Source organism: Lacticaseibacillus saniviri JCM 17471 = DSM 24301, from assembly GCF_001311785.1.
In the GTDB taxonomy this organism is placed as follows: Bacteria; Bacillota; Bacilli; order Lactobacillales; family Lactobacillaceae; genus Lacticaseibacillus; species Lacticaseibacillus saniviri.
Window position 1 is genome coordinate 1 of sequence record NZ_BBBX01000060.1, and the last position, 1,441, is coordinate 1,441.

Below are 1,441 nucleotides of genomic sequence, written 5' to 3' on the forward strand. Positions count from 1 at the left end.
AACCGGGGCGCAAAAGCGATTCGGATTGCGGCTCCGATCATTAAGAAGCTAACACCAGCCGAGCAGAAGCGTCTTGATACCACCGATGAGCGCGCCATTGTCGGTTATCGCTATCTACCCGTCTTTGATGTGGCACAAACTAGCGGTGAACCAATATCTGATTATGATCAATAGGGATCATACCAACGTAGAAGTTGTTTAAATCAATAACGGTCAAAGAATTAGGAACACGCAGTTTAAGCACTTCTTGGGCTAAAGCTTTCATATTATAGGCATTATTATCAGATATTAAAGTAATATCACTGCCTTCACAAAGGTAGAAATCTGCTGAAGCAACATTACCAAGTAGCTGAAAAGTTGACTGATTCATGATATCTCCCTGACTATTTACAAAAAGTGCTTTATTTTGCAGAATTAGGCGTGTCATTCTGTTCTACAAGGGTATAATTAAAATTAGGTTGGCTCAATATAATTGAGCGGGAAGGAATTTATAATGGGAGAAAAGAAATTACATTATAAAATGGCAGATTGCAAGAAATAACTTGAACGAATTTAATGACGTAAATTAAGCAAGAAGTGGATCGAGTCGTCAAGTTATTGACTGATGACTATCAAACGAATTTCCGGGCGATTGAGCAGATGCTAAAAGAGTCGGTTCAAGAATTCGGCGAAGGCTGGGGCAGTATTTCACTATTGACTCAAATCTCAAAGGGACAGCGACTAACGATGTCGGATTTAGCTGAGCGGAATCACATTACTAAAGGGGCGATTTCAACTCAAGTTACCGGCATGTTAACTAAAGGTTTAGTCGAAGTGGTTGCGGACTGCAATGATCGACGTCGGTATTATATTCATTTGACAAGCAAGGGCGAACGCTTAATGAAGCGTGTTAACGATCACACTCAATTTGTTGCCCATGATGTCATTAAAACGATGGGGATGGTTGGCGTCAAACTGCTACATAACGACTTTACGACGTTTACGAGTACGATTATTAACTCAACCCATTATTACAGTAATGATGAGTCTGAATAAACGACAAGGCAGAAACGTTGTTGCACATGCTCTAGCGACTCAATTTTTAAAAATGAGGGGGTATTATTTTGGAAACTAAAACACACTTCAAAATGTACAAAGATGGAAAACAATGGCTTGTCAGTGGTATTACGGCAATGGCCTTGGGATTGGGACTGACTGGGTATTTGACAACAGTTAATGTTCACGCTGACAGCAATACTGATTTAGCGACAAACGACAGCGTCAGTGGCGCGAATTCCACGTCAGTAACGACGGGATCGGCAGTTGCGCTCTCAACCGCAACTAGTGCAGCTTCAAAGTCAGCAGTTAGTGTTGCTTCGCAAACGTCAGCAAATACTGCGGTCGCTACTTCAACAGCAAGTTCTGAATCACAAACGTCTGCAGTGAAAACGAACGCATCAAC

General features: G+C 41.6%; 3 protein-coding genes. 2 read left to right on the forward strand and 1 reads right to left on the reverse strand.

The genetic code is table 11. From position 1 onward, the window contains the following. Positions 1 to 139: 139 nt before the first annotated feature. The gene (locus JCM17471_RS14345; protein ID WP_225354318.1) at positions 140 to 370 is read right to left on the reverse strand and encodes a hypothetical protein; all 231 of its coding nucleotides are present in this window, start codon (positions 368 to 370) and stop codon (positions 140 to 142) included. Between the two features lie 227 nt (positions 371 to 597). Here JCM17471_RS14345 and JCM17471_RS13125 point away from each other — a divergent pair, with 227 nt between their 5' ends. Together JCM17471_RS13125 and JCM17471_RS13130 are read left to right on the forward strand one after the other, a co-directional pair. Then, on the forward strand, positions 598 to 1,035 hold the full coding sequence (locus JCM17471_RS13125) for a MarR family winged helix-turn-helix transcriptional regulator (protein ID WP_082265494.1): 438 nt from the start codon (positions 598 to 600) through the stop codon (positions 1,033 to 1,035). A gap of 68 nt (positions 1,036 to 1,103) precedes the next feature. Beyond that, on the forward strand, positions 1,104 to 1,441 hold a 338-nt coding region (locus JCM17471_RS13130; RefSeq protein WP_173578947.1), incomplete at its 3' end, for a KxYKxGKxW signal peptide domain-containing protein.

What these genes read in the sequence shown, in the direction of transcription:
- JCM17471_RS14345 (WP_225354318.1), bottom strand. Translation starts at nt 370, where the DNA reads ATGAATCAGTCAACTTTTCAGCTACTTGGTAATGTTGCTTCAGCAGAT.